Genomic DNA, 26153 nt, shown 5'->3' with positions numbered 1-26153 from the left:
GACGAAAAGGCGGGGGCCGACACCTTCCGATGTGGCCTTTTCATGAGGGTTCGCCAGTCGTTAGGCCGCCCTGCTTTGATAGAACTGTTCGATCTGGCCGGCGCGCCGGGCTACTGCATGACCGTGATTTCAGGCACGCGGTCTTTCAGGATGCCGCGGATCATCTCGGCCAAGGCCAGGAATTCGTGCTGCCGTGCCGAATGGCGGCGCCAGATCATGCCGATCATGCGAAAGGGCGCCTTGCTGCGGATCTGCCGGGCGACGACCTGCTCGTCCTGAAGGACTTCGGAGCGGACGTAGAGAGCCGGCAGCAACGACAGCCCCATTCCCATGCCGACCATCTGGCGCAGGGTATCGAGGCTGGTGCCCTCGTAGTCCAGCGACAGGGAGGCGCCATACTGCTCACAGAGATCGCGTACCTGATCGTGCAGGCGATAGCCGCGCTCCAGCGTCAGGATCGTCTCGTTCTTGAGGTCCGCCTGATCGATCTTTTCCTTCGCCGCGAGGCGATGGTCGCTCGGCGCCACAAGGCTGAGAGGCTCGCGAAAAAGGCGGGCGCTCTGCAGATCCGCGCCCTTTACCGGTACCGGAAAGAACAGGAGATCGAGATTGCCGTCGTCGATCGCCGTGAGCAGGGCCTGCGGCATTCCTTCGCGGACATAGAGTTTCAGGTCGGGGAAGCTGCGATGCAGCTCCGGCAGGATATGCGGCAGCAGATAGGGCCCGAGGGTTTGCAGCACGCCGACCCGGATGGTGCCGCCGAGCAAGCTCTTGCCCTGCCTGGCGAGTTCGACGATGTCCTGAACGTCGCGTATCACGGTTCTGGCGCGGGCAACGATCTCCTTGCCGATGGGTGTCAGGATGACCTTTGCGCGGCTGCGTTCGACCAGTTGAACGCCGAGCTTTTCTTCCAGTTCGCGGAGTTGGCCGCTCAACGTCGGCTGTGTTACGTGCGTCCTTTCCGCCGCCCGGCGGAAATGTAGCGTTTCGCCAACAGCGACGAGATAACGGAGTTGCTGCAAAGTCGGCACGGCGCGGGTCCTTCCCTTCGGCGCGGAAAACTCAAAAGATAAAACCTATCGAACTGCCCCTTAACTTCGATTGGGCCAATGAGCTTTTCAAGCCCATTTCCATCCAGGGCAGTCGATTTGGCTGTAGTGGCTGTTCGACGGTGAACCGGATAAGTGGGATTGCGTCGCGGAGTGGGAGCGTTTCTGAGATGAAAAGATTCAAGAACATTCTTTTGATTTGCGATGAAAACGGCATCCATGACGCGTTGCTCGGTCGGGCGATTTGGTTGGCGAAATCGAATGACGCGCGCATTACCCTGGTCGATGTTGTCGAAGCGGCCCCCGGCGAACTTGCCAGCCTGTACGGCGCCCTTCCGGGCAACGTCGCGCAGGACATCGAGCTCGAGGTGCTGGCGTTCCACCGCAGCCGGCTTGCGCAGATCGGCGCACCGATCAAATCCGAAGGCATAGAGACCAGCGAGGTAGTTCTTCAGGGAATCGCCTTCATAGAGATCATTCGGAAAGTTCTTCGTGACCAGCATGACCTGGTCATAAAGGGGGCGGCTGGTGAGGGCGACGGCGGGCCGCTGTTTTTTGCCAGCACGGACCTGCACATTCTGCGCAAGTGCCCCTGCCCGGTATGGATCATGAAGAAGAGCAGCCAAACCCAATACGCCCGGATCCTGGCCGCTGTCGACCCCGAACCCATGGATGAGCAGCGATCCGCTCTGGACGCACTTGTCATGGACCTTGCGACATCGTTGTCGGCGGCCGAGAGAAGCGAGCTGCATGTCGTCAACGTCTGGCGGCTGCAGGGTGAAAACAGCCTGCGCCACAGTGCCTTTACAAGGGTTCCCAAAGAGACCGTTGAAAAGATGACCGAGGAGAAGCGACGGCAGAGTGAACGGAAGCTGAAGAGCCTGTTGTTCGACTATCCTGAAACCGGCGGACGCCGCCAGGTGCATTTGCTGAAAGGCGAGGCGCGGCAAGTGATCCCGGAGTTCGCGGCCGGCAAAAAAGTCGAGCTGATCGTTATGGGAACGGTCGGGCGCACCGGCATTCGCGGCCTTTTCGTCGGTAATACGGCCGAAGCTATCCTGAACCAGGTCGACTGTTCGGTTTTGGCGGTTAAGCCGCCCGGCTTCAAAACGCCCGTCCGGCTGGAGCCCGAGTGCGATCAAGGCGCCTCGAGCGGGAAGTTGTTACGCGCAAAGGGTGGATAGCGGGGTTGGCCGGCAACGGTGAAGCCGCTGAAAGTGTTAATAGGAAAAAACTATCAAAATAAACTTTAAGTATGATTAGAACAATCAGCTGAAGCCCCGATATATCTGTTCAGTTGCCCGGATTCGGGTCGTTGATATCGGCCTACAGAAAGTCGCTGTTTCATATGTCCCCCAACATGGTTGCTGACCGGCCAAGCAAACTTGGTTGGCTTTCGGCTCTGCCCCCGGCGGCCCTGGCACTTGCCTTTCTGGCTTGTCTGCCGACGATCGCCGGCGGCGAGGCGATCCGCATCGCCTATGACTGGGTGCCCAGCCTCGGTATTCGCATTTCCTTTCTTCTCGACGGTCTCAGCCTGACCTTCGCTTTGTTGATCAGCGGTATCGGTGCTTTCGTCGCCCTCTATTCAAGCGTCTATCTGGCCGGCCATCTGCATCTCGGTCGTTTCTTTTTCTATCTGTTTTTCTTTATGGCGGCGATGCTCGGCCTGGTGCTTGCCGACAACGTGATCACGCTCTTTGTGTTCTGGGAACTCACCACGGTGGCTTCCTATCTGCTAATCGGCTTCGACCATGCCTCGGCCAAGGCCCGGCGCTCCGCCCTGCAGGCGCTGCTTGTGACCGGCGCGGGCGGCCTCGCCCTGCTGGCCGGTCTGATCCTGCTTGGTTTCGCGGCCGGCAGTTTCGAGCTTTCGGTGATCCTGACACAGGGCGATTTGATCCGGGCCGACGCGCTCTATCTGCCCATCCTCGTCCTGGTGCTTCTCGGCGCATTCACCAAGTCGGCCCAGGTGCCATTCCATTTCTGGCTGCCGAATGCCATGGCGGCACCGACACCGGTGAGCGCTTACCTTCACTCGGCGACCATGGTGAAGGCGGGGATCTACCTTCTGGCCCGGATGCACCCGGCGCTGAGCGGCACAGAGGTGTGGATCTGGAGTCTCACGATCTTTGGCGCGGTGACGGCGGTGACGGCTTCGGTGCTTGCCTTGCGGCAGACCGACCTCAAGCTCGCACTGGCTTATACGACCGTCATGGCGCTCGGCACGCTCACGATGTTTTTAGGCTCGGAGGCGAGCGTTGCCGTGGCTGCCGCGGTCACCTTTCTGATGGTGCATTCGTTCTACAAAGCAGCGCTGTTTATGGTCGTCGGCATCATCGATTACCGGACCGGCACACGCGAGGTGGCGCAGTTGCGGGGCCTCGCCGGCGTTATGCCGGTAACCGCTGTTGCCGCTGCTGCTGCCGCATTGTCGATGGCGGGTTTTCCGCCCTTCCTTGGGTTCATCGGCAAGGAACTGAAGTATGAAGGCGCGCTGGCCATCGCCTCAGAGCCGATGTTCGTGGCCGGCGCGGCGGTTCTGGCCAATGCCTTGATGGTCGCTGTCGCCGGCATTGTTGCTTTGCGGCCGTTCTACGGGGCTCGGCTGGTGACGCCGAAAGCCCCGAAAGAGGCACCCGTTCGTTTATGGATCGGGCCGCTGGTGCTGGCCGCCCTTGGCTTGACCTTCGGCCTGACGCCCTCGCTGATTGCTGACAACCTGGTCCAGCCGGCAGTGACGGCGATCCTTGGCCGCCCGGAGGCGGTGAAGCTGGCGCTTTGGCATGGCATCAATCTGCCGCTGCTGCTCAGTGTTGTTACTTTTGCGCTTGGCTTGTCGGTGTACTTCTTCCATCAACCCCTGCGCCGAATCCTGATCAGTCTCGAAGCCCGGCTGCCGACCACCGGCGATCGGACCTGGGACGGTCTGCTGACCGGGCTGAAAGCGCTGGCCGCCGCGCAGACGCGACTGCTGCAGAGCGGCATTCTGCGGCGCTATCTCTTCGTTGTTTTCGCCAGTCTGGCTTTGGCGGTTGGGACGACGCTGATTGTAACCGATGCCTGGCGTTTCTCGTTCGCCTGGTCGGACCTGATGCTGAAGCACTGGGCCGTCGTCGCGCTGATTGCAGCGGGCGCCATGATGACGGCTGTCGTCAACTCCCGGCTTGCCGCTATCTGCGCGCTTGGTGTTGTGGGCGTCGGGGTGGCGATGCTGTTTGTCATGTTCGGGGCGCCGGATGTGGCGATCACCCAGCTTCTGGTCGAGACCCTGGTGGTCGTCCTGGTGGCTGTGGCGATGCTGCGCTTACCGGACCTGCGCCGGGACCCGGCGCCCGGGTTCCGCGGTTTGGATGCCGTTCTGGCGCTTTGCGTCGGGGCGGCCGTCTCGGCAACCCTGCTGGCCGTCGTTGCCGGGCCGATGGACCGCTCGATCACGACCTATTTCGAGGGGGCAAGCGTTCCCGAGGCTTTCGGCCATAACATCGTGAACGTGATCCTGGTGGATTTCCGTGCCCTCGATACGTTCGGCGAGGTTGCCGTGGTTGTTGTGGCCGCCCTTGGGGCCTATGCCCTGATCCGCGGTACAAGGCGAACCCGGGAAAAATCAGGTGGGCGGCCATGAACTCACCGATCCTGAGCGCTGCGACGCGGCTGCTGGTCGCGCTGATGCTGGTCTTCTCGGTCTACATGCTGCTGCGCGGCCACAACGAGCCGGGCGGTGGCTTCATCGGCGGGCTCATCGCCGGCATTGGTTTCATACTCTATGCCATTGCCGAGGGTGCCGCCGCAACGCGCAGAGCCCTGCGCTTCGACCCTGCCGCCATCGCCATGATCGGTCTTGGTATTGCCCTGCTGTCCGGTCTTGTGGCGGGCTTTGCCGGGGACCCCCTGTTTACCGGTCAGTGGTGGTTTATCGGCGCGGGGGAAGGCGACAAAGGTCTGCCGATCAGCACGGTGCTGCTGTTCGACATCGGGGTCTATCTGGTCGTCGTCGGCTCGGTGTTGACTCTGGTTCTGGCTCTGGAAGAGGAAGTCTGACCATGGAGTCGGTTCTGGCGCTGCTGATCGGCGTGATGGTGGCAGCCAGCGTCTACCTGATGCTGGCCCGCAATGTCCTCAGGTTCCTGTTCGGCCTGGTACTCTTGAGCAACGCCGCCAACCTGACGATCTTTACCGCCGGGCGCCTGACGCCGGCCGCTCCGCCTCTGGTCCCGGAAGGCATGGCCGGCCCGGTCGGTGTTGTGGCAAACGCTTTGCCGCAGGCTCTGGTGCTGACGGCGATTGTCATCGGCTTCGGCCTCTTTGCCTTCGCCCTGGTGCTGGTCTATCGCGGCTATCAGTCATTGGGGACCCTCGACAGCGACGCGATGCGTCATGCCGAGCCGAAGCTCACTGCACCCGACGCGGCATCGGCGAAGCCGAAAGGGGAGGCTTCGTGAGCTGGCTTCTGGCGCTGCCGATCATCCTGCCCTTTATAACGGCGGTTCTGGTGTTCCTGCTGCGCGGCAGAGGCTCTGTCGGCGGTTGGCTCAGTATCGGCGGTTGCCTGTTGTTGCTCTTCGCCTCAGCCGCTCTGATGGTCGCGGTCCTGGACGAAGGCGTGATTGCCGCCCAGATGGGCGCTTGGCCGGCGCCCTTTGGAATAACGCTGGTCGCCGATCTGCTGAGCGCCGTCATGGTCGTCATCACCACGATCACCGGCCTGGCCGTTGCCGTCTATGCCTTGTCCGACATTGATGTCCGGCGTGAGGTTCTGGGCTATCACGCCCTGTTTCAGGTGCTGTTGGCCGGTGTCTGCGGTGCTTTCCTGACCGGCGACATCTTCAACCTCTATGTCTGGTTCGAGGTGATGTTGATCGCCTCTTTCGGCCTGCTGGTGCTGGGCGGCGACAAGGCGCAGATCGACGGCGGCATCAAGTACGTAACGCTTAACCTGGTTTCCACCGTCTTGTTCCTATCGGGCATCGGCCTGCTTTACGGGCTCACCGGCACGCTGAACATGGCCGACCTTCACCTGGCGGTGCGCGAAGTGGAGAACCAAGGCCTGCTGACGGTGGTGGCGGTTCTCTTCATGGTCGCTTTCGGGGTCAAGGCGGCGGTCTTTCCGCTGTTCTTCTGGTTGCCGGCCTCCTATCACACGCCGCCGGTGGCGGTCTCCGCCGTCTTTGCCGGTTTGCTGACCAAGGTCGGTGTCTATGCGTTGATCCGCATGTTCACCCTGGTCTTTACCAACGACACGGACTACACCCACGGCCTGCTGCTGGGGGTGGCGGTGCTGACCATGATCACCGGGGTGCTCGGTGCTGCGGCGCAGAGCGACTTTCGCAAGATCCTCTCGTTCCATATCGTCAGTCAGATCGGCTATATGATCCTGGGTTTGGCGCTCTATACGCCGCTGGCCCTGGTCGGTGCGGTCTTCTATCTTGTCCACCACATCATCGTGAAAGCGAACCTGTTCCTGATCAGCGGCATCGCCAGGCGGCTCACCGGGTCCTTCGAACTGTCGGCCATCGGCGGTCTTTACAAGTCGAGCCCCTTGTTGGCCGTTCTGTTCCTGGTGCCGGCCTTTTCCCTGGCGGGCTTTCCGCCGCTGTCGGGTTTCTGGGCAAAGTTCCTGCTGGTGAAGGCGAGCCTGGAAATCGAGGCCTATCTGGTTGCGGCGGCCGCCCTGGTGGTTGGTCTGTTGACAATTTTCTCGATGACGAAGATCTGGGCCGAGGCCTTTTGGAAGCCTCACCCTGCCGGCACCGCGCCGGCACTGGCAGATCTCGGACGGTCCGAACTGGCAGCCCTCCTGCTGCCGGTGGTCTTCCTGGCGGGGCTGACCGTGGTTATCGGTCTTTTCCCACAGCCCTTTGTCGCCTTCGCCGAACGCTCGGCCGGACAACTGTTGGACCCAACGGACTATGTCCGCGCTGTTTTGGGAGGACTGCCGTGAACATCTTCGTACTGAACGTCTTCCTGGCGGTGAGCTGGGCCGCCCTGGTCGGCAGTTTTACGCTGGCCAATCTGCTGATCGGCTACGGCACGGGTTACCTGGCGCTCTGGATCGCCAGCCCCTTGTTCGGCAAGAGCGGCTATTTCCTGCGGGTCTGGCGGGTTTTCCGTCTGCTTGTGCTGTTCGTCTATGATCTGATCGTCTCCAGCCTGCAGGTGGTGTGGGACGTGATCACCCCGACCCATCTCAGCCGGCCCGGCATCGTCGCCCTGCCGCTGGATGCGGAGGGCGAGGGGGAAATCCTGCTGATCGCCAACCTGATATCGCTCACGCCCGGTTCGCTGAGCCTGGATCTCTCGCCGGACCGCAAGACACTCTACGTCCACGCCATGTTCGTCGACGACCCGGTGACCCTGCGCCGGGGACTGAAATCCGGCATCGAACGCCGGGTCATGGAGGCCCTGCAATGATCCCTGAAGACGGCTCCATCCTCGCCGTGGCGGTGGACATCGCCTTTATCCTGATCATGGCGGCGATGGTACTCGCCTTTCTGCGCCTTGCCCGGGGCCCCAGCCTGCCTGACCGCGTTGTCGCGCTCGATCTCATAACCGTCCTGGCGGTCGCTTTCTGCGCGCTTTTCGCTGTCTCCTCGGGCCAGGCGGCGTTCCTCGATGTGGCGATCGCCCTGGCGCTGGTGGCCTTCCTCGCCACAATCGCTTTTGCCCGCTTCGCCGAGAGGCGCAAGGCGCGGGGGCCTGTGCCGCCGGATGGCAGTGGAGGCGAGTCCTCATGACCGAAATCGTAACCGCATTTCTCGTGGTTGCCGGCGGTCTCTTCTCGTTGGCGGCAGGGCTCGGCGTGTTGCGCCTGCCGGACGTGCTGATCCGCATGCATGCCTCCACCAAGGCAGGAACGCTGGGCTGCGGCCTGATCCTGGTGGCGGTGGCGGTGCATTTTGGTGAGGTCGGCATCATCGCGCGCGCCCTGGCGGCTATTGTCTTTCTGCTGCTGACCGCGCCGGTTGCCGCTCACATGATCGGCCGCGCCGCCTACCGCACCGGCGTACCGCTATGGAAGGGGACGGTGATCGACGAACTTGCCCGACAGAAGGAACCCGGGGATGGAAAAGGCTTGAGCGGCTAACGGCTATGGTCCGGCTATCGCGTCGCTCTCGCGCGTGGACGGTCCGCCCAATCAGGCCGATGCGGCCATTGCCGGGCTTGATGCCGGCGCTTTGATCAGATCGGCCGCCTTTTCTGCGATCATGACAACGGCGGCGTTGATATTGCCGCTTACGAGGTCCGGCATCACCGAGGCATCGACGACGCGCAGGGCCTCGATGCCCCGGACGCGCAGATCAGGGTCGACGACGCAGAGGGGATCGGATTCGATACCCATGCGGCAGGTGCCCAGGGGATGATGCACGGTGATCGAGCTGGCCCGGATGTAGGCATCGATCTCGGCATCGCTGGTCTTATCCGCACCTGGCGCAATCTCGGGGCCGGAAAAAGGCGCCATCTCCGGCTGGGCGAGAACCCTGCGCGCCATGCGCACGCCGGCGCGCATGGTTTCCCAATCGGCTTCGCTCGACATGAAATTCTGATGAATGAGCGGCGGGTCTTCCGGGTTTGCGGAGCGCAGGGAGACGCGGCCCCGGCCTTCAGGGCGCAGCATGACGATCCGACAGGCAAAGGAATCGGGAAAGGGCTTCTTGAAAAGCGGAAAGTAGGGCCAGGCGCCGAGCGAAGCCGCGGTAAAGAGGAACTGGATATCGGGCAGCTCGATCTCGGCGCGGCTTTTCAGAAACGCGGTGATCCCGCCCGGCACGTCGGCGGCAAAACCCTTGCCGAACAGATAGGCCTTCGCCAGCTCACGCGCGATCCGGTCGGCGCGCATCATGCGGAGAAAGGGGCCGGGCTGTTTGCGCTGAGACATCAGGATGACCGAGACATGATCCTGCAGGTTCCGGCCGACGCCGGATAAAGCGGCCTGCACCGGGATGTTCATCTTTTGCAGATCGTCGGGATCGCCGATGCCGGAAAGCAGGAGAAGCTGCGGGGAGTTTATGACGCCCCCGGCCAGGATCACCTCGCGCTTCGCCCGCGCAATGAGTTGTTGTCCGTCTTGCTGGTAGGCGATCCCGACCGCGCGCCCGCCCTCCAGGACCACGCGTGTTGCCAGCGCCTTCGTTTCGATCTGCAGGTTCGTTCTTTTCAGGACCGGGCGAAGATAAGCGGAGGCGCCGCTGCAACGGCGTCCCTCGCGGATCGTCATCTGGAGGCGGCCGAAGCCCTCCTGCCGCTCGCCGTTATAGTCATCGGTCCAGCCGAAGCCTGCGGAGACGCCGGCCTCGCCGAAGGCGTCGACAAGAGGATCCTCGAAGCGGCAGTACTGGGTTGAAAGCGGGCCGTCGCCGCCGCGATAGGCGTCCGCACCGCCGCCCCAGGTCTCCTGTTTGCGAAAGTACGGCAGGACCTTGTCAAAGGACCAGTCGCTCAGCCCCGCTGCAGCCCAGCGGTCGTAGTCGCCGGGGTTGCCCCGGACGTAGGCCATCGCGTTGGTCGACGAGGAACCGCCGACGACCTTGCCGCGGGCGCATTCCACCCGGCGTCCGTCGACGGTTTCGTCCGGCTCGTAGAAATACATCCAGTCGTGCAACCGGCCTTGCAGGATCTTGCCCCAGCCGAGCGGGATGTGGATCCAGGGATCGCGGTCCCACCCGCCGGCCTCGAGCAGCAGCACGGTGGTGTCGGGGTCTTCCGACAGGCGGTTGGCCAGGGTGCAGCCCGCCGAGCCGGCACCAACGATTACGTAGTCGAACGCCGACTCCCTCACCATGATAGTCTCCCCCTGCGAGCCGGCCCGGTTTCGTCGTTGTTCTAAGAGCGTTGTGGAAAGATGTGCCGGTAGATGTGCTGTTGTACGTCGCTCAGGTGCTCGTACATCAGCGCCTCGGCTTTTTCGCCATCGCGCGCGCCGATCGCTTCGGCGATCTGGCGGTGGAAGCCGGCATAGACGGCCTGTCTTTTGTAGCAATGGGCGTTCTCGCCCAGACGGCGCCAGGCGTCGTCGTTTCGGCTTGCGCTAAGGGTATCGTAGAGCGACAGGAAAAGGGCGTTGCGCGATGCCTCGGCGATGCGGCGGTGGAAAGCCCCGTCGGCGGTTTCATATTCGACCGGGCCTTCGGCCTTTTCGGTATCCTCCGCCAGCCGGTTAAGCCGCTCGATATCGCAGCGTGACGCCCGCAAGGCGGCAAGCCGCGCCATCACGGGTTCCGACGACAGCCGGACCTCTATGACTTCCAGCGGATTGGTGTGTTCGAGAATGCTGTCGATGCCAAGGCTGGGCACCTTGATCGAGTCGTTGACGAAAGTGCCGCGCCCTTGCTGGCGCGAGATATGTCCTTCTTCCTCCAGCACGCCAAGCGCCCGGCGCAGCGATCGCCGGCCGACATGAAGTTCGCTTGCCAGGATGCGTTCCGGCGGCAGCCGCTCGCCGCTGGTCAGAACGCCTTCGTTCAGAAGTTCGCGCAGCTTGGCCAGAGTATGCTCGTAGCGTTCCATCAGGCTCGTCGCTTTGTGGTGTTGATGATCATTGGTCTCAATACTCGCCGGGAAGTCGAAATGGAACCTATATGGTCACCTGGGGTAGAAGGCGGAAAGCACTATATAATTGGTACCATAATGGTTACGTTTAAAGCAAGGGCTTTGTGTTGCCGGAAAGCTGTCGCCAAAGGTATTGAATACTGGCTGTTTTAATCTCGAAAATCTAGCGAATGAGCCAGGAGATGGCAACCTCGTTAAGCGCATCGTCTGGTTGTTCTGCCAAGCCATGACTCAACACCGGTACCAAAAGAGAGATGTTTCTTGACGCTTGGTTTCGATATTGGTTACCGTGTTGTCACCAAACAGGGATGCTGCCGAAGCACAAGTGAGACGGCATAGGGTTATCCCGGATCGGTCCGGCAGGGCTCCGGGCCAATAAAAAACGCAGGGTGGATGGGATGCCGGAAATCGAAAAAACCGCCGATCACAATCTGAAAGCCGCTCTCGACAAGCTGCACGAGGATGTTCACAGCGCGGATATGGCGCCTTTCTGGGCGGTCGATACGACGGCCGACCACGATGAAGACCGCCAGGTCATGGACAAGAAGAAGGCCATACCCTTCGTCTGGAAGTATGACCGCGATATCGAGCCGCTGCTCCAGCGCTCGGCGGAACTGATCACGACCGAATCCTCCGAGCGGCGCTCCTTGATCCTGGTCAACCCCGGCCTGGCGCCGCGCCGCGCCTCGGTCAGTACCATGTACACCGCTTATCGCCTGAACGATCCGCGCGAGATCATGCCGCCGCACCGCCATTCACCGAATGCCATCAGGCTCGGGTTGACGGGAACGCAGAATTTCACCGGCGTGGAGGGCGAGAACATCACCTTCGGTCCCGGCGACATGGTGCTGACGCCGCACGACACATGGCACAATCATGGCAACCAGGGCGACGAGCCGGCGGTCAATCTGAGCGTGCTTGACGTGCCCCTCGTCGAAACCTTGAACGCCACCTACTTCGAGCATGACTACACGGAGGTCGAAGAGGGCGAGCGGGTCCGCAAGGCCGTACAGTCCGAGCGCTTCCCTTCCGACTATTCGCAGCGGGTCTACGGTAGCGGCGGACTGATGCCGCGCTTCGTGTCGCATCACCGCGGTACCGGCAATGCCGCGCCCATGTACGTCTATCGTTGGGAGATGATGCGCGAGCTGCTGGAGAAGTTCAGGGACTGGGACGGCGATCCCTACGAGGCCCTGTTGGTCGAATATGTCGATCCGACCAACGGCAAGCCGGTCTTCAAGACCATCACGTTCTTCATGCAGATGCTGCGGCCGGGCGAACGCACCCGCCCGCTGAAACAGAACGCAAGCCTGCTCTGCGCGCCTTTTGAAGGGCGCGGCCACAGTCTTATCGATGGAAAGAAGCTTGACTGGGGCGTCTTCGACACCCTTGCGGTGCCCGGCGGCAGTTGGTGCGAGCATGTGAACGAGTCAGATAGCGAGCCCGCCATCCTCTTCGTTGCCAGCGACGAGCCGACGTTGAAGGCGCTGTCGCTTTACCAGAAACATGGCCGCCTGGAATCGGGCGAAGTCGTCCGGCTGGTCTGATCGACCGGCGGCGGAGATAGGATTTATGGCAAAGACCTGGAATACCACGCACCTCGCCCACATCGACTGTCCCGGCGGCGGTCAGGTCTGGGTCGACGGCACCACCCTTTACATCGGTCATATGCGCAATCCCAGCGGCACGACCATCGTCGATGTCGCCGATCCGAGGAATCCCAAGATTCTGAGCCGGATCGACCTGCCGACCGGTTGGCATTCCCACAAGGTGCGGGCCGCCGACGGCATCATGGTGGTCAATCATGAACGCCTGGGACAGGACGGCGACCCCACGTTCGGCGGTGGTCTCGGAATCTACGACGTGGCCGACCCGGCAAATCCGAAACTGATCAACAAGTGGCGCACCCACGGCAAAGGCGTCCACCGCTATGACTTCGATGGGCGCTATGCCTACATCTCGCCGACGGCAGAGGGCTACATCGGTAATATCACGATGATCCTCGACCTCAAGGACCCGGCAAAGCCGGAGGAGGTTGGGCGTTGGTGGATTCCCGGGCAGTGGGAAGCCGGCGGTGAGGAATATCCCTGGCACGACTGGGTGACGCCGCGCTGCCATCATCCGCTTCGCATGGGCGACCGGCTCTATGTCAGCTACTGGCACCATGGTTACTACATTCTCGACATCAGCGACATGTCGCGGCCAAAGATGGTCTCCGGCGGCAATACCTCGCCGACTTTTCCGCACCCCACCCATACCTGCCTGCCGATTCCCGAACCCTTGAAGGGGCGGAAAATCATGGTGGTGGCCGACGAGGACGTCGCCAAGCTGTGGCCGGCCGCGCCGTCGTTCACCTGGATCTACGACATCACCAACGAGGTCTGCCCGGTTCCGATTTCGACATTTCAGGTCGAAGGGCTCGACCGGGATGGCTCGCCGCAGCCACCGATGATGGGCTGCCACCAGCCTTCGGAGCGCTTCAGCGGCACGATCATTCCCTTCGCCTGGTTCGCACAGGGGCTGCGTCTGGTCGACATCGCCGATCCTTATCAACCCAAGGAAGTCGGCTTCTACGAAGTCGAGGCACCAGAAGGCTTCGAGCTGGCTTCGTCGAACGACGTCACCATGGACTCGCGCGGGCTGCTCTATCTGATCGACCGTAACTACGGCGTCGACATCATCGAAACCTCGGTCCTTTAAGGTCCGACCGGGTACAGGGGGGGAAGAAAATGGCGAAGAAAAGTGGATCGGCCATAGAGGCGATCGGTAAGAAGAACCCGAACCTGCCGTTTCACCCCGCCGTGCGGGCCGGCGACTTCATTTTCATCTCCGGTCAGGTCGCCAAGGACGAGAACGGCAACATGTGTGCCGGCAATATTGAGGAACAGACGCGCTGGACCGTCGAATGCCTGCGGCGGATCCTCGCCGAGGCGGGTGCCGATCTGGGCGATATCGTCAGGGTCACCACCTACCTTGAAGATACTCGGGACTTCGGTCGCTACAACCGGGTCTTTGCCGAGTATTTTCCGGATGGATGCATCGCCCGCACCACGGTGGAGGCGCGGGCCGTCATCGATACCAAGATCGAAATGGATGCCATTGCCTATAAGCCACTCGACTGATGGCTTGAGGCCAACCTGGGCCGTTCCCGCGCTGCGGGGCCGCGGTCCGCAACGAGAAGAAAAAAAGATGCTGAAACTTTTGGGACGCAAGACGTCGGGGAACGTTCAAAAGGTTATCTGGCTGCTGGAGGAGACGGGGCAGCCCTATGAACGCGAGGACTATGGCCGGCAGTTCGGGAACACCCAGGACGCCGCCTATCTTGCCTTGAACCCGAACGGCAAGGTGCCGACCCTGCTGGACGGCGATATTGCCGTGTGGGAATCGAACACCATTCTCCGTTATCTCAGCAAACAGGCCGGCGACGCGCTCTATCCGGGCGATCCGGCGGTCCGCAGCCGAGTCGACCGCTGGATGGACTGGCAGCTCGCCACGTTGAACAATCCCTACATGGCGATCTTTCGTGAATCGAAGAAGGCGCCCGAGGAACGTTCGCCGGACCTTGCCAATCATGGGAAGGAACTGGACCAGCAACTCCGGATTCTGGACGGTGCTCTGGACGATGGGGGCTGGCTGGCGGGGGCGGAGATGTCGCTTGCCGACATCTGCCTCGGCCCGATCGTCGAGCGCTGTCTGAATTTCCCGGTCGAACTGTCGGCCTTGCCCAGGTTGCGGGCCTGGCATGCGCGCGTTGCCGAGCGGGACGCTTTCAAAAAGGCAACCGCATGACTGTGGGCCGCGCCCACTGGCCGGGCGCGAAACGGAGAATGGCACGATGATCAGGACCGCCGTTATCGGTTTGGGCACAATGGGCACCGGAATGGTGGCGACCCTGGCACGCGCCGGCATGGCGGTGTCGGCCTATGATGTGAGCGCGGATCAGCGCGCCAATGCCTTACCGGCGATATCGGCGGCTAACCAGGTTCTGAATGCCCTGGGGATGCCGGACAAGGGTGGGGATGTGGCCCCGCGTATTGTCGACAGCCTGGCCGACTGTGTCGCCGATGCCGACCTGGTGATTGAGAACGTGCCGGAAAAACTCGACCTGAAGGTTGAGGTGCTGCATCAGATCGATGCTCTGGTGAGCGGGTCCTGTGTGCTGGCCTCGGACACCTCCGGCATCCCGATTACCAAGCTGCAGGCCGACGTTTCGGCGCCGGGGCGTGTCATCGGCATGCATTGGTCCAATCCGCCGCACATCATCCCCATCATAGAGGTGGTTGCCGGGGCCCAGACCAGCCCGGAGACGGTTTCCTGGATGGTTGAGACGGTTACCGGGCTCAACATGCTGCCCGTACTGGTGAAAAAGGACGTTCCGGGTTTCGTCGAGAACCGGATTCTCTATGCCATCATGCGCGAGGCCGTCGATCTGGTCGAGAAGGGCGTTATCGATGCCGAGAGCCTGGACACCTGCGTGTCCTGGGGTATCGGTTACAAGCTGGCCGTGGTTGGCCCGATGGCGCTGCTCGATATGGCGGGCCTCGACATCTATCAGGCGGTTGGCAGTTATCTCAACGAGGATCTCTGCGCGCGCAAGGATGTGAGCGCCCTGATCGCCGAGAAGACCGGCCGCGGCGACCTGGGCATGAAGACCGGCGGCGGGATGTTCGACTACACGCCGGAACAGGTCGGTGAGCTGCGCGCGGCGCGGGCGAAGAAGCTGGTCGCCGTCCGCCGAGCCCTGGAAACCTAGAAGGGAGATCGCAAAGCCCGTGTCGTCGATGCCTGGAACACCACCCGGTTCCAACCGGAATCCCGCGGCCCCCGCCGCGCTGGTGGGGCGCTGGGCGCGCAGGGCTTTGGGCGTCCTCCTGATCGCCATGGTGCTTCTCAACGTGGCGAACGCCCTGTCCCGCTATGTTCTGGGCCAGGCGATCGAGGGTTCCGACGAGTTGCTGGTTTTCGGGATGGTCTGGGTTGTCTTTCTGGGGGCGGCTTTCGTCACGCTCGACCGGCGGCATCTCAGTTTCGATGTGGTCAGCCGGGCCCTGCGCCCGCGCCTGCGCGGCTTCGTCCGGGTGGCGGGCGATCTGATCATGATCGTCCTGCTCGGCTTCGTTGCCCTGCAGTCGTTTGAGGTGGTCGGGCGCCTGGCGGCCCTGGGGCAGCGCTCGATGGCAGCCGCAATCCCGACCTATATCCCGCACTCTGCGATCCTCGTCGGTTTTGGCTTGTCGTCTCTGGTGTTGCTGCTGGCGCTGCTAAGGCAGGCGGCGACGCTACGGACTGCGCCTGCCGGCCGGGATGAGCCTGGTCAAGGGGGGGAAGGGCCATGACCTGGGCGCTCCTGGCCATACCGACGGCGCTCTTCGTTGCCGGGCTGCCGATCTACATCGTGCTTCTTGCCGGCGCGGCCACGGCCCTGCTGCTGTTCATGAGTGTGCCGCCGATTGCGCTGCACCAGGTCATGTTCGGCGGTGTCGATAATTATGCCCTGCTCGCAGTGCCGTTTTTCATCTTTGCCGGCGACCTTATGGCGCGCAGCGGCATCGCCGAACGCCTGACCCATTGGGTTCTGGCGATGGTCGGCCACCTGCGCGGCAGCCTGGGGCTGGCGACTGTCGGGACCGCCACCCTGCTGGGCGCCGTCTCCGGCTCCAGCCCGGCGACCGTGGCCGCTTTGGGGCAGACGCTCTACCCGGACCTGAAGCGCGCCGGTTATGGCGAACGCTTCTCCCTGGGTCTGGTCACATCGAGCGGCTCAATCGCCATCATCGTGCCGCCCAGCATTGCGATGATCCTTTACGGCGCCACTGCCGAGCAATCCATCCCCCGGCTTTTCCTGGCCGGTATCATCCCCGGGTTGCTCCTGGCTCTTGTCATGGCGGTCTACATTCTCTGGTGGGCACAGCGCCGGCAACTGCAGACCTCGCCCCGGCCCGAAGGCGAGCGTCTCGCCGGTGCGTCCGGCGATGCGGCGGCGGCGCTTTTCATGCCGGTTCTGGTTCTCGGCGGGATTTACCTCGGGCTGTTCTCCCCCACCGAGGCCGGCGGCTTTGCCTGCCTCTACGTTCTGCTGGTAGCGCGCTTTCTCTTCAGAAGCCTCAGTTGGGGGGAAATTCTCGAGTCGGCGACCCATTCCGCCTATCTGACCGCTCAGGTTCTGATCATCGTCGCCAGTGCCAGTGTGTTCTCCTGGGTTCTCTCGGTGCAGGGTGTGCCGCAGGCGACGCTGGGTTGGATTGCCGATCTTGATCTGACGCCGGTCGGCTTCCTGCTGGTCATCAACGCCTTTCTGCTTCTGCTGGGTTGTGTTCTGGACCCGACCTCGGCGATCCTGGTGCTGACACCTATTCTCATGCCCATTATCCAGCACCTGGGAATTGACCCGATCCATTTCGGGATCATCATGACGGTCAATCTTTCGCTTGGCATGTTCACGCCGCCTTTCGGCCTCAACATCTTCGTATCCCAGTCAGTCTTGGGTGCGCAGCTTGCGGATATATATCGCGGTATCCTGCCCTTCTTTTGCGTGCAGTTGGTTGCCCTCGGCGCCATCACCTTCGTGCCCCAGCTTTCGTTGCTGTTGGCCCGAACCCTGTAGGACGACGTTCAAGTGGAGGAACAATGAAAAAGACTTACAAGGCAGCTTTCGCCCTCCTCATTCTCGCTTCGTTGGCGTTCCTGCCGGCCCGCGAGGGCCGTGCCGAAGTCGTCATGAAGCTGGCCAGCGCCACGATCAACGACGTCCAGCATGAATGGCAGAAAGTCTTTGCCGAAGAGCTGGCCGCCAGGGTCGGCGACAAGGTCAAGGTGGAGATTTATCCGGCCAGTCAGCTGGGCACCATCCCCCGGATGGTCGAGGGGGTTCTTCTCGGCACCGTGGAGAGCTTCATCACACCGACGGCCTTCCTGCCCGGAACCGATCCGCGCTTTCAGATTTACGACGCCCCCGGCGTTTTCGACTCGCCGGAGCACGTGGCGCGGGTAATCCATGACCCGGCCTACCGCGACCACCTGGAAACGCTGGCGCTCGACAAAGGTATCCGGGTCATCGGCGCGGTATTCAACAGCCCGATGCTGCTGCTGTCGCGTCAACCGGTTCGAACCCTGGATGACCTGAAGGGGCTGAAGATACGTACCTTCGCTTCGCCCCTGCAGATCGATCCGCTGAAGGATCTGGGGGCCAGTCCCTTGCCGTTGGCACTCAGCGAAGTGGTTCCGGCGCTGCAGTCGGGCAACATCGACGGTATGCTGGCGGGGATGCCGATCCTGACAGCGTTCAAGTTCTATGACGTTGCCACCGATGTGACCAACCTGCAGTCGCAGCAGATCGTATCGGTGAATGTGGTCGGTGAGGCCTGGTTCCAGGCCCAGACGCCGGAGGTTCGCGAGGCGATCCGCGCTGCCGGTCGCGCGGCGGAGCAGGCGGTCCTGCCCTGGGGTATTGCAAACGTTGAGCGTTCCAATAAGGCCTGGGTGGAAAACGGCGGCCAGATCATCGACCTGCCGGCCGATGACCGGGCGCGTATGATGGCGCGCTTTGCCGAGGTGGGCGGTGCTGTGCTGCGCGCAGAGCCGTCCATTGCCGAGGAATACGATCTGCTGCTCGAGGTGATCGAGCAGAAGCGATGAATTTCACCGTTGTCGAGGAGCCGCGGGGCGACGGGTCAGTCTTTGAATAACAAGAACGGCGGCCGTAAAAAAAGACCAACAAGGGGAGCTTGCAGACGATGAATAGGAAAATGGTAAGCAAAAAGCTTTTCGCTTCCGGCGCTTTGATGGCGGTGGCGATTTTCAGCATGGCCTCGATGACGTCAGCTGCGGAAGTGAAGAAGCTGGCGATTCTCGTGCCCGAGCAGGGCACCGATTTCGGCTGGAACCAGCAGGGTGTCGATGCCGCCCGTATCGTGGCAGAGAAATATGGCCTCGAATTCCTGCCCGCCGAAGGACTGGGCTATGGCGATGTCCGGCCGACCCTGCGGGAGCTGGCGGAAGAGGGGGCCAGCCTGATGATTGGCCATGCCAGCGGCTACAACACCGCCGCGCCGGAAATCGCCAAGGAAACCGGCGTGCCGGTGGCCATCGTCGACCAGCCGGATGCATTGGAGAAAGGCCTGGTCACTGACTATACCCTGAGCGGCCACGAAGGCGCCTATCTCGCAGGCCGTATGGCCGCGCGGATGTCGCGGTCGGGTACCCTCGGCGTCGTGGTGTCGGGCGAGCCGCCGTCCTGGAATTCCCAATCGGCCGGTTTTGCGATCGGCGCCAAGGCCGAGAAGTCGGACATCAAGATCATCTATGCGGTGATCGGTCCGGCCGCCTATGCGGATGCCGCCGGCGGCCGTCGTGTCACTGAATCGGTGATCTCGGCCGGTGCCGATATCGTCTTCGGTCAGGGTAACGGGTCCAGCTTTGGCATGATCGGCGCTGTTGAGACCACGAAAGCCGTTGATGGCGGAAATGTCTGGTTCATCGATGTCATCGGCGACAAGTCGTCGATCGACAAAGGCCATCTGCTTTCCTCGGTCATGTGGAACATGGTGCCGGTCTACAGCGCCATGGTCGAAGACCTGAAAGCGGGGAAATTCGGTACCAAGCATTATAAAATCGGCTTGGCGGACAACTCCGTTCAACTGCTCAAGACGGCGCATATCCCAGACGATATCTGGGGTGATATGACGACTCTGCGCCAGGATATCATCGACGGTAAGATCGCCGTTGATCAGGTCTCGGACGCCCAGGCAGTGCGCAAACTCATGAGCTCTGTCGAGGCCGGGGAGTAAGGGTTCCTGCCGGCCCGGAAGCGCTGGAAAGGCATCCTTTCGGGCCGGCGGCCTCTCAGTTTATGAACACAGGTTCCACAGATCCCGCAGCCGCGGCCACAGCCGCCCATAGTGGGGGCGGCGAAGGCTTTGTCGAACTGCGCGGTATAACCAAGCGCTTTCCCGGCGTTCTCGCGAACGATGATATCTCCCTGGACTTCAGGCCCGGGGAGATCCATGTGCTGCTCGGCGAGAATGGCGCCGGCAAGTCGACCCTGATCGGGATTCTGGCCGGTATGCAGCAACCCGACGCCGGCGAGATCCGGGTTCGCGGGGCGAGCGTGCGGATCGGATCGCCACGCGAGAGCCTGGAGTTGGGAATTGGAACGGTCTTCCAGCACGTCCTGCTGGTTCAGAGCCTGACGGTCCTGGAGAACCTGATGCTCGGCGGCGCCTGGTGGCGGCGGATCGACCGGGACGCGGCGCTGAAACGTTTTCGCGAACTCTCCGAACTCCTGGCCCTGGAGATTTCACCGGATGCCCTGGTCGGCCGTCTGTCGCTCGGCCAGCAACAGCAGGTGGAGATCGTTCGGGCGCTTTGGCGCGGCGAAGGCGTCCTCGTGCTCGATGAGCCGACCTCGATGTTGACCCCGGAAGGCGTGCGTGAATTGGGCCAGGTCATGGTTCGGCTGCGCGACGAAGGGGTGGCCATCGTCTTCATTACCCACAAACTGCAGGAGGCCTATGCCTTCGGGGATCGCATCTCCGTGTTGCGGTTGGGAAAGCTGGTCGGTTCGATAGATAAGGAACGCCTTTCGGGCATGGACGAGCAGGCCGTGACCGATGAAGTGATACGGCTCATGTTCGGCTCGACGGAAGGCCACGACCAGGACGCCGAGACCCTCTCCGGTCTCGGTCATCGCCGGCCTCATTTGTCGGCGGAGCGGCAGGCGGAGGAGCCTTGCCTGAATCTCAGGGCGGTTTCGACGCAGGGCGACGTCGGGGAATGCCCTCTGCAGGACGTTTCCTTTTCGTTGTTCCCGGGCGAGATCCTCGGCATTGCCGGTGTCGATGGGAACGGCCAGAAACATCTCGCCGAGGCCGTGGCCGGCCAGCGGCTGGCGGCGCAGGGCGAGATTTTTCTGGAAGGCGCGAAGATCGAGCGGCTTGGGGTTCCCGACCGCCGCAAACTGGGCATACGCTACATCACCGACGAACGGCTGGGGGAGGGGACGGTCGGCGCTTTCTCCGTCGCCCACAACGTGGTCATGAAGGAGATCGGGCAGCCCCCGCTGTGGCGCCATGGCATCAGCCTCTGGGACAGAATCTTTGCCCATGCGCGCGGGCAGATCCGCGAGCATGACGTGCGCACGCCGTCCGAGCGCACGCCGATCGGCCGGCTGTCGGGCGGCAATATTCAGAAAGTGCTGCTTGCCCGCGAGCTTGCCGACGATCTTGTCGGCGAGGCAAAGGTCGTGGTTTTCAACAAGCCGACCTATGGTCTGGATCTTCAGAGCACGCGCTTCGCGCGCGACCGTATCCGCCGCGGTGCGGAGTCCGGCCTGGCAACGATCTTGATTTCCACCGAGTTGGACGAGTTGATTGAGCTTTCCGACAGAATTGCCGTGATGTTTCAGGGCCGATTGGCGGGTATCGTTGAAAACGGGGAAGGGGTCGAGAGAGAAATCGGCCTGCTCATGACCGGGGCCGCGGCGGCATGACGACGGGTAGCGAGCGATCGGACGCCGACACGACACAGATCCGCGACAGTCTGCTTGCTGTCGTGCGGGTTCTGGTGCCGGTCTTTCTGGCCCTTTTCGTCGGCGCCCTCATCCTGCTGTCGTTCGGCAAGGATCCCCTGACCTACTATGGTTACGTCATCAGCCGGGGCTTGTTCTCGCCGAGCGGTCTGGAAGCGACCATCACGCGAATCGCGCCGCTGCTTTTGATCGCCGCCGGCCTGATCGTCGCTTTTCGGGCTGGAATCTGGAATCTGGGCGTTGACGGCCAGTTCCTGCTGGCATCGGTCGTCACCGCGGCCTTGGCGCCTGTGTTGATGGACTCCATGCCGCGCGGCTTGACCATCGTGACCTGCTTTGCGGTTTCCACGGCCGTGGCCGCCGCCTGGTCGTTGCTGCCCGCTTTTCTCAAAGTCCGCTACGGGATCAACGAGATCATCACGACGCTGATGATGAGCTTCCTGGGCATCAGCCTCTCCAACGTACTGGTCAAGATCGCCTTCAACGACCCGTCGACCACGGTGCCTCAGACGGCGACGCTTCCGGTCGACGAGCGCCTGCCGCGCCTGTTCGACACCACGATTCACAGCGGCGTTCTCATTGCGCTGGTTGCGTTGCTGCTTGTGCATTTGATGATGACGCGGACCGCCTTCGGCCTGAAGCTCCAGGTCGTCGGCGCCAACCCGCGCGCTGCGGTTCACACAGGTCTGGCCGTCGGGAAACTGACCTATGCCACCTTCGCCATCAGCGCCGGGCTTGCCGGGCTTGCCGGTTCGGTGGAGATCCTCGGGGTCTGGGGCACCATGCGCGCCGATTGGAATCCCGCCTATGGTCTCCTCGTGATTCCGCTGGTGTTTCTCGCGCGCTTTCACGGCGCGGCAACCATCGGCTTTGTGCTGTTTTTCGCCGTTCTTATGATCGGTGGCGAGAGCGCCTCGCGGCGCCTCGGTGTGCCGCAGTACTATGTCCTGGTGCTGGTTTCCCTGCTGCTGATCTTTTTCGCCCTGGTCGAATATCTTGACCAGCGTTGGCGCAAGCAGGCGAGGGCTTAGAGGCCATGGGCGCACTTCTGACCGAAGCCTTCATCACGTCGCTGGTGTTCGGCGCCATTACCGCGGGGGTACCGCTGCTGCTGGCCGGCCTGGGCGAACAGATTTCGGAAAAGTCCGGCGTCCTCAACATCGGCATCGAGGGCATGATGCTGATGGGCGCTTACTGTGGCTTTGCAGCGGCCTACTATTCCGGATCCTTTTGGGCCGGGTTTTTGTTCGGCGGCCTGGGTGGCGCGGCGGTGGCGGTTCTGATGGCCGTCTTCTGCGTGCGTTTCGGCATGAACCAGATCGTCATCGGCATCGCTCTCACCCTGGGCGTCGAAGGCTTGACCGCGCTGCTGCACTTCTTCCAATTCAGCAGGACCTACCCGAGGCTGGGCGAGTCCGGCGCCCTGCGGATTCCACTGCTGAGCGACATACCGGTTCTGGGTTCTGCGCTTTTTGCCCACCACCCGCTCGTCTACCTGGCGGTCGCGGTCGTCTTCGCCCTGGGTTGGGTGTTTCGCTCGACCTTCATCGGCTTCAACCTTGAAGCGGCGGGTAACAAACCATCGGCCCTGGATGCGGCAGGCGTCAGCGTCATCGCGACGCGGGTCTATGCCGTGCTGTCGACCGGCTTTCTTGCCGGAATCGGGGGGGCTTACATGGCCAACGTCGGCGCCGGCCTTTTCATCCCTTTCATGACCGGCGGCGCCGGTTTCATCGGTATCGTACTGGCCATGCTGGCGCGGGGGCGGCCGCTGTGGGTGCTTTTTGGCGCGCTGCTGTTCGGTGCCAGTCTCGCCTTGACGACCGCCTTACAGGTGGCCGGTCTCAACATTCCGACCGATGTTGTGCAGATGCTGCCCTTTGCTATGGTCATGCTGGTGCTCGTCATCTTCGGTCGACACAGCTATCTGCCGCCGGCGCTGGGTCACCCCTACGTTCGCGGCGAACGGTAACAAGCGGCGCAAAGAAAAAGAAAACTGAGGAGGCTTTCATGTCTGAAACCAAGGTTTACCTACTCGATGGCGGCACCTTGCTGGTCGACGGATTCCAGGTGTTTTGGAATCGCGGTCCGGGCGGCGAGGTTCGCTTTCCTTGCTATTCGGTGTTGATCGAGCACAAGGACGGCCGTTACATCTTCGATACCGGCTACGACCACGATCATGTGATGCGCGTTCTGCCTTTTGAAAAACCGCTGCAGACGCCGGAACAGACGATCCCCGGGGCGCTCGCCAAGGTCGGTCTCAAGCCCAGCGACATCGATTACGTTATCAATTCGCACTACCATTTCGATCACTGCGGCGGGAACAAGTACCTGAGCGAGGCCTGCACGGTCTGTCATACCAAGGAGCTGGAGGCCTGCGGTTGCCCGCAACCCTTCGAACGGCTCGGCTATTCCGATTACAATTTCTCGCCGGACCACGCCAAGGAGCGGGGCATCGAACTGCCGTCGGAACCGGAACTTGATATCTACACCCCGAAGTTTGAAACGGTCAGCGGCGATCAGGAAATCGCCAAGGGTATCTGGCTGTTCGAGACGCCGGGTCATACCGCCGGTCACTACAGCCTGATGGTCGAACTCGCCGGTCGGCGGCCGATGCTTTTCACGGCCGATGCCTGTTACAGCCAGAAGAGCATGGACCTGATGTGCGTTTCAGGTTTCCACCTCGATCCAACGGCGAGCATTCAGTCGATGGAGCGCCTCAAGGCACTTGCGGAAAAGCACGATGCCGAATTGTTCTATTCCCACGACTGGGAGACTTTCCCGAACTACAAGACGGGTGCGGCGTACTACAGCTGAAGCTCTTGTCGGTTTAGGCGGCACCGGCCCGCTCCCTCTCCCGGCCACCCAATGCGATTTTCCTGGTGGGTGGCCGGGAGGGGGAGCGGGCCGGAACCGTTTCGACGTAAGTCGATAAAACAGTAAGTTCGACCGAGCTTCGGCAGAAAAAAGGCCTATCCCCGGGGATAGGCCTTTCTCTTGTCGGGCAGGTAGCTTTCGCTACCAGCGGATCATCCCGGCATCGACCGCGAGAGCCTGCCCGGTAATCCAGTGCGCGTCTTCGGAGGCCAGGAAAGCAACGGCCGGCGCGATGTCCTGGGGTTTGCCGCGGCCCTTGATGGCCTGCAGCATCTCGACGAACTCGAAGGCCTCCTTGTGCGGTGTCTGCTGTACGCCTTCGGTGTCGGTCAGGCCGGGGCAGACCGAGTTGGCGGTAATCTGATGGGGCCCGAGCTCGGTCGCCAGCGCACGGGTGAAGGCCAGGATGCCACCCTTGGAGGCGACATAGTGTGCCATGTTCGGCGTGCCGGCGAAGATCGAGTTGGAGGCGATGTTGACGATCCGCCCGTAGCCGTTCTTGCGCATCAGGTCAGAGCCGGCCCGGCACATCAGATAGATGCCGTCGAGGTTGACGCGCATCACCCGGCGCCACTCCTCAAAGGTCAGTTCGTCCCAGGGGACGAAGGGCACGATGGCCGCGGCATTCACCAGAACATCCAACTTGCCGGCCCGTTGGACGATGGTCTCGTGGAGGGCGGTGACCGATGCCGGATCGCCGATATCGCAGGCGACGGAAAAGGCATCACCGCCGATTTCCACCGCTGCCGCCTGAGCCGCCTCATCGTTGATGTCCACAACGGCCAGGGTCGCCCCTTCGGCGGCGAGACGATCGGCGATGGCCCTGCCGATTCCCTGGGCGGCGCCCGTTACGATGGCCACGCGCCCTTCGAAATTCTTCATTCCCCGTCTCCTCTGTCTGTCTTGCTTGTTATGATTTCTTGCGGTGTGTCTTTGCCGCCGTTCCCCTTCGCGGGTCAGTCGGCCTGGGCCGCGATCACCGCCATGCAGGCCTCGACACCGGCGGCGACATCGGCCTTGTGGCCCATTTCCCGCAGGGCGCCGCCAAGGGCGGTGACTGCGATGATCGCGTAACTCGGCTCGGCAACCGGACCCATGTGTCCGATCCGGATCAACTTCTCCAGGGTATCGCCGCGTCCGCGGGAGAAAACGACACCGAACCTTTTCCGGGTGACGGCCAGGATTTCTTCGTCGCTCATGCCCTCCGGTACCGCAACGGCGGTCGTTGTCGGAGAGGCGATTTCCTCGCGCGCCGCCCAGAGCGAAAGGCCCATCGCCTTGATGCCGGCGCGGCAGGCGGAGGATGTCAGGGCGTGGCGCTGCCAGACTTTCTCGGGCCCTTCATCGAGGTACTGATCGAGAACCGCGTCCAGGCCGTTCACTTCCGAGACCGAGGGCGTGTAGGGAAAGCCTTCTTCCTTGCGCCAGGCGTTCTTCCAATCAAGCAGACTGAGTACCGACGCCCGCGGCGTAGCGGGATTGGCTTCGATGTGTTGCCAGGCACGTTCGCTGACGGCGATGGTGGTCAAGCCCGGTGACCCGCCCAGGCATTTGCTGGGGCCGGTCACGAAGATGTCGGCGAAGCAGTCGCCCGGATGAATGTCCATGCCGCCGAAGGATGAGACCGCGTCGATCAGCAGCAGCGCACCGTGGTCGCGCACGACCTTGCCGATTTCGCGCGCCGAATTGATGGTGCCGGACGGCGTGTCGTGGTGAACCATCGAAACCACGGTCGTCTCGGGGCGGTTACGCAGGGCTTCCGCCACCTGATCGGCGGTGATGGAATCGTTGTACGGCACTTCGACCTCATGCACCGCTTTGGCGGTACGCGCCGCCCAGTACCCGAAGCCCTTGCCGTAAACCCCCGATGCCAGGTTGAGGACAACATCGTCCGCGCCGATCAGCGACGCCGAAGCCGCTTCCAATCCGACCGCCGGTTCGTAGTGCAGGATCAGTGGTATCTGGTCGGTTTTCAGTGCCCGGGCAAGCTTGCGGCTGACCGCCTCATAGAAGGTTTGGAAGTAGGTGTCGTAGTCATAATGGACCGGGCCGGACATGGCCTGCAGCACCCGCGGGTAGGCGGCAACCGGGCCCGCCGACAAGGTAATCACCGGCTGTTTCGGGAAAAGATTTTGCATGGCCTCCTCCAGCTTTTT

Annotated in this window: 26 protein-coding genes; 21 read left to right on the top strand and 5 right to left on the bottom strand. The window is 62.2% G+C overall.

The features are described from left to right. Positions 1-110: 110 nt before the first annotated feature. A complete protein-coding gene (locus HBA54_RS14280; RefSeq protein ID WP_167225687.1) occupies positions 111-1031 on the bottom strand; it encodes a hydrogen peroxide-inducible genes activator in 921 nt (306 codons plus the stop codon). Between the two features lie 188 nt (positions 1032-1219). On the opposite strand from HBA54_RS14280, the gene HBA54_RS14275 reads away from it, so the two are divergent. The 8 genes from HBA54_RS14275 (at position 1220) to mnhG (ending at position 8133) form a co-directional block, all read left to right on the top strand. Then, the gene (locus HBA54_RS14275) at positions 1220-2233 is read left to right on the top strand and encodes a universal stress protein (RefSeq protein WP_277345378.1); all 1014 of its coding nucleotides are present in this window, start codon (positions 1220-1222) and stop codon (positions 2231-2233) included. 164 nt (positions 2234-2397) lie between these two features. Beyond that, positions 2398-4674, top strand: coding sequence for a putative monovalent cation/H+ antiporter subunit A (locus HBA54_RS14270; RefSeq protein ID WP_167225683.1), 2277 nt, complete (start codon positions 2398-2400; stop codon positions 4672-4674). After that, positions 4671-5090: a Na+/H+ antiporter subunit B gene (locus HBA54_RS14265; RefSeq protein ID WP_167225681.1), complete on the top strand. Its 420-nt coding sequence runs from the start codon at positions 4671-4673 to the stop codon at positions 5088-5090. The genes HBA54_RS14270 and HBA54_RS14265 overlap by 4 nt, the downstream gene beginning before the upstream one ends. Before the next feature lie 2 nt (positions 5091-5092). Further along, positions 5093-5491 carry a Na+/H+ antiporter subunit C gene (locus HBA54_RS14260; protein ID WP_167225679.1) on the top strand — a complete coding sequence of 133 codons (399 nt, stop codon included), beginning with the start codon at positions 5093-5095 and terminating at the stop codon, positions 5489-5491. After that, positions 5488-6990 carry a Na+/H+ antiporter subunit D gene (locus tag HBA54_RS14255; protein ID WP_167225677.1) on the top strand — a complete coding sequence of 501 codons (1503 nt, stop codon included), beginning with the start codon at positions 5488-5490 and terminating at the stop codon, positions 6988-6990. Before HBA54_RS14260 ends, HBA54_RS14255 begins: the two co-directional genes overlap by 4 nt. Further along, on the top strand, positions 6987-7460 hold the full coding sequence (locus HBA54_RS14250) for a Na+/H+ antiporter subunit E (RefSeq protein ID WP_167225675.1): 474 nt from the start codon (positions 6987-6989) through the stop codon (positions 7458-7460). Before HBA54_RS14255 ends, HBA54_RS14250 begins: the two co-directional genes overlap by 4 nt. Next, positions 7457-7783: an MrpF/PhaF family protein gene (locus tag HBA54_RS14245; protein ID WP_205944653.1), complete on the top strand. Its 327-nt coding sequence runs from the start codon at positions 7457-7459 to the stop codon at positions 7781-7783. Before HBA54_RS14250 ends, HBA54_RS14245 begins: the two co-directional genes overlap by 4 nt. Beyond that, a complete protein-coding gene (gene mnhG, locus HBA54_RS14240) occupies positions 7780-8133 on the top strand; it encodes a monovalent cation/H(+) antiporter subunit G (protein WP_167225673.1) in 354 nt (117 codons plus the stop codon). Before HBA54_RS14245 ends, mnhG begins: the two co-directional genes overlap by 4 nt. A 51-nt stretch (positions 8134-8184) precedes the next feature. On the opposite strand, the gene HBA54_RS14235 is transcribed toward mnhG, so the two are convergent. Together HBA54_RS14235 and HBA54_RS14230 are read right to left on the bottom strand one after the other, a co-directional pair. Continuing rightward, positions 8185-9828, bottom strand: a complete 1644-nt coding sequence (locus HBA54_RS14235) for a GMC family oxidoreductase (RefSeq protein WP_167225671.1) — start codon at positions 9826-9828, stop codon at positions 8185-8187. A gap of 41 nt (positions 9829-9869) precedes the next feature. Continuing rightward, a complete protein-coding gene (locus tag HBA54_RS14230) occupies positions 9870-10553 on the bottom strand; it encodes a FadR/GntR family transcriptional regulator (protein ID WP_167225669.1) in 684 nt (227 codons plus the stop codon). A 440-nt stretch (positions 10554-10993) separates the two neighbouring features. Between HBA54_RS14230 and HBA54_RS14225 the strand changes: the two genes are divergently transcribed. From HBA54_RS14225 to pldA, 13 genes are all read left to right on the top strand, one after another. Beyond that, on the top strand, positions 10994-12142 hold the full coding sequence (locus HBA54_RS14225) for a cupin domain-containing protein (protein ID WP_167225667.1): 1149 nt from the start codon (positions 10994-10996) through the stop codon (positions 12140-12142). A gap of 25 nt (positions 12143-12167) precedes the next feature. Continuing rightward, positions 12168-13295 (top strand): LVIVD repeat-containing protein, encoded by a 1128-nt coding sequence (locus tag HBA54_RS14220; RefSeq protein WP_167225665.1) that lies wholly within the window; start codon positions 12168-12170, stop codon positions 13293-13295. Positions 13296-13324: 29 nt separating this feature from the next. Then, positions 13325-13717, top strand: coding sequence for a RidA family protein (locus tag HBA54_RS14215; protein WP_167225663.1), 393 nt, complete (start codon positions 13325-13327; stop codon positions 13715-13717). A 67-nt stretch (positions 13718-13784) separates the two neighbouring features. After that, on the top strand, positions 13785-14384 hold the full coding sequence (locus HBA54_RS14210; protein ID WP_167225661.1) for a glutathione S-transferase family protein: 600 nt from the start codon (positions 13785-13787) through the stop codon (positions 14382-14384). Between the two features lie 46 nt (positions 14385-14430). After that, the gene (gene fhmpcd1, locus HBA54_RS14205; RefSeq protein ID WP_167225659.1) at positions 14431-15348 is read left to right on the top strand and encodes a 5-formyl-3-hydroxy-2-methylpyridine 4-carboxylate 5-dehydrogenase; all 918 of its coding nucleotides are present in this window, start codon (positions 14431-14433) and stop codon (positions 15346-15348) included. A gap of 28 nt (positions 15349-15376) precedes the next feature. Next, positions 15377-15931 (top strand): TRAP transporter small permease, encoded by a 555-nt coding sequence (locus HBA54_RS14200; RefSeq protein WP_240932693.1) that lies wholly within the window; start codon positions 15377-15379, stop codon positions 15929-15931. Next, entirely contained in the window at positions 15928-17199 is a 1272-nt protein-coding gene (locus HBA54_RS14195) for a TRAP transporter large permease (protein WP_167225655.1), read from the top strand. Before HBA54_RS14200 ends, HBA54_RS14195 begins: the two co-directional genes overlap by 4 nt. Before the next feature lie 23 nt (positions 17200-17222). Beyond that, positions 17223-18230 carry a TRAP transporter substrate-binding protein gene (locus tag HBA54_RS14190; protein WP_167225653.1) on the top strand — a complete coding sequence of 336 codons (1008 nt, stop codon included), beginning with the start codon at positions 17223-17225 and terminating at the stop codon, positions 18228-18230. A gap of 110 nt (positions 18231-18340) precedes the next feature. Beyond that, entirely contained in the window at positions 18341-19381 is a 1041-nt protein-coding gene (locus HBA54_RS14185; protein WP_167225651.1) for a putative B6 ABC transporter substrate-binding protein, read from the top strand. A gap of 62 nt (positions 19382-19443) precedes the next feature. After that, positions 19444-21081: a putative B6 ABC transporter ATP-binding protein gene (locus HBA54_RS14180; RefSeq protein ID WP_167225649.1), complete on the top strand. Its 1638-nt coding sequence runs from the start codon at positions 19444-19446 to the stop codon at positions 21079-21081. Next, complete coding sequence (locus HBA54_RS14175) at positions 21078-22151, top strand: putative B6 ABC transporter permease subunit 2 (RefSeq protein WP_167225647.1); 1074 nt, start codon at positions 21078-21080, stop codon at positions 22149-22151. Before HBA54_RS14180 ends, HBA54_RS14175 begins: the two co-directional genes overlap by 4 nt. 5 nt (positions 22152-22156) lie before the next feature. After that, entirely contained in the window at positions 22157-23092 is a 936-nt protein-coding gene (locus tag HBA54_RS14170; RefSeq protein ID WP_167225645.1) for a putative B6 ABC transporter permease subunit 1, read from the top strand. A gap of 38 nt (positions 23093-23130) precedes the next feature. Further along, complete coding sequence (pldA, locus tag HBA54_RS14165) at positions 23131-23937, top strand: 4-pyridoxolactonase (RefSeq protein WP_167225643.1); 807 nt, start codon at positions 23131-23133, stop codon at positions 23935-23937. Positions 23938-24138: 201 nt separating this feature from the next. On the opposite strand, the gene pldH is transcribed toward pldA, so the two are convergent. Both pldH and ppaT read right to left on the bottom strand, forming a co-directional pair. Then, positions 24139-24879, bottom strand: a complete 741-nt coding sequence (gene pldH / locus HBA54_RS14160) for a pyridoxal 4-dehydrogenase, SDR-type (RefSeq protein WP_167225641.1) — start codon at positions 24877-24879, stop codon at positions 24139-24141. A gap of 74 nt (positions 24880-24953) precedes the next feature. Beyond that, positions 24954-26135: a pyridoxamine--pyruvate transaminase gene (gene ppaT, locus HBA54_RS14155; RefSeq protein WP_167225639.1), complete on the bottom strand. Its 1182-nt coding sequence runs from the start codon at positions 26133-26135 to the stop codon at positions 24954-24956. Between the last annotated feature and the right edge of the window lie 18 nt (positions 26136-26153).

Origin of the sequence: Pelagibius litoralis (assembly GCF_011683915.1) — a bacterium.
Classification (GTDB): Bacteria; Pseudomonadota; Alphaproteobacteria; order Kiloniellales; family Kiloniellaceae; genus Pelagibius; species Pelagibius litoralis.
The sequence above is the reverse complement of the archived record's forward strand: the minus strand, read 5'-3'. Positions and strand labels throughout refer to the sequence as shown.